We start from the raw sequence: 1,984 nt of genomic DNA on the forward strand, positions 1-1,984 counted from the left end.
ACAAGCATCGAAAAGGCTAAAACAATTTTGCGGCCAAAGCGGTCAGCTGTCGGGCCAGAAACTAAAGCTCCAATAATCATTCCACCAAGTGCGGCACTCATCACTGGTCCTAACTGAGAACGGTCAACGCCCCAGTCCTGAGCCAATGCTGGAGCGATAAAACCCATTGCAGCTGTATCGATACCATCAGTAAAAATAATTAAGAAACAGATGATTGCGATCATCCATTGATATTTACTAAGTGGAGCATCATTAATCAGTGCTTGAGCATCGATGCTTTTGCTTGGTGTAGCGTAATCCTGAGACGCCATATTTGCCTCCTTAAGGCCAATTCCTTTTAAATTACTAAGCGATTAGATTTGCTGAATAAATCTAGTCAATTCCTGAGTAAATCTTTGTGGTTGCTCAATATTAGAAAGATGAGATGCTTCGAGTTTTGCAAGCTGACTGTTATTAATCGCTTTCTGCATAAATTCGGCATCTGCTACTGTCGTTACCGGATCTTCTGTTCCTGCAATCAGTAGCGTTGGAATTTGGATTTGTGCAATTTCATCTCTCAAATCGGCATACGCTAAAGCGCGACATGCATTGGCATAACCTTGTGCTGGTGTGTTTGCGAGACTTTGAATCGTTGTCTGTGCAACCACATTATGCTGATAATCAAATTTTTCACTGAACCAGCGGGTATGGGTAGTTTTAACTAGCTCGGCTAAACCATTTTTTTCTACCGATTCAGCACGACTTAACCAAGCCTCGGTTTGACCAATTTTGGCTGCTGAGTTTGCAACTGTAATGCTATTAAAACGATTTGGATGATGAATACCCAACCACAGCCCTGTAATTCCGCCCATTGAAATGCCGCAAAAATGAGCTTTTTCAATATTCAAGGCATCTAAAATATCAACAACATCTTCAGCTAAGTTCTGCAATGTGGTGTCACTAATTACATCACTTTCACCATGACCACGTGTGTCGTATGTAATGACATTAAAATGACTTTTTAATTCATTCAGCTGAGGTTGCCACATACCATGGTCTGTTCCTAATGAATTAGAAAACATAAGCACAGGAGCATCTTTTAGACCATCTGTATAAACTGCTAACTGTTTTCCTTGACGATTGCTAATAGTCTGTTTCACTTTGACTCTCCTTGTGCTTCTTTCAAAACCGCATCAATCTGTTGCTGAATATTGCCTAAATAGTTTTCTGGTTTGAAAATATTCCTTATCTCTTCTTGGCTAAACTGCCCTTTTACTTCATCTAGTTGACTAACAACATCAAACAAATGCTGATTTTGTGCTACTGCTGTTTTACATGCAGCTTCAACTAAATGATGAGCATTTAAACGACCAATTTTGGGAGCAAGTGCCATCATCACCGCTTCTGCCATAATTAACCCGTTGGTACACTCAAGGTTCTGTTGCATATGCTCAGCATTAACTTCAAAACCTTGTAGAACTTCACCAGTACGAGTTAATGCTCCAGCACAAAGCTGAAAGATTTCTGGAACTGCTAACCATTCTGCATGCCACGAACCTAAGCTACGTTCATGTTCCTGTACCATGCTTTGATAAATGCTAGACATCAGTGCTGGTACACGATTCGCCGCGGCCAATACGGATGCTGCCGCAACTGGATTACGCTTATGAGGCATGGTCGATGAACCACCACGACCCTTTGCGGTTGGCTCAAACAACTCTGCAATTTCAGTTTGCATCATGAGTGACCAATCCCGTGCCATCTTGCCCGTATTCCCGACAATCATTCCAAGCACACTTGCAATTTCTACAATACGATCACGCTCACCATGCCATGTACTTGTTGGTACAGTCAGATTCAGTTGCTTCGCAAATGCGCTGACCACAAGTGAACCTTGGTCTTGCAAAGAAGCTAATGAACCCACAGCACCGCCTAACTGAGCAGTGAGCACACGTGATTTCATAGCTTGTATACGGTCTAAATCACGTTTAAATGCAGAAGCCCA

Annotated in this window: 3 protein-coding genes; all 3 read right to left on the reverse strand. The window is 42.1% G+C overall.

Features of this window, described 5'->3' with window-relative positions:
* The coding region (locus C1642_RS13235; protein WP_146035332.1) for an MFS transporter at positions 1–311 on the reverse strand (311 nt) is incomplete at its 3' end.
* 42 nt (positions 312–353) lie between these two features.
* Positions 354–1,139 (reverse strand): 3-oxoadipate enol-lactonase, encoded by a 786-nt coding sequence (gene pcaD, locus C1642_RS13240; protein WP_005110619.1) that lies wholly within the window; start codon positions 1,137–1,139, stop codon positions 354–356.
* Positions 1,136–1,984: lyase family protein (locus C1642_RS19405; protein WP_265734995.1), on the reverse strand; the 849-nt coding region annotated here is incomplete at its 5' end. The genes C1642_RS19405 and pcaD, both read right to left, overlap by 4 nt.

The sequence above is a fragment of the Acinetobacter sp. AKBS16 genome, from assembly GCF_002899995.1.
Taxonomy (GTDB): Bacteria; Pseudomonadota; Gammaproteobacteria; order Pseudomonadales; family Moraxellaceae; genus Acinetobacter; species Acinetobacter baumannii.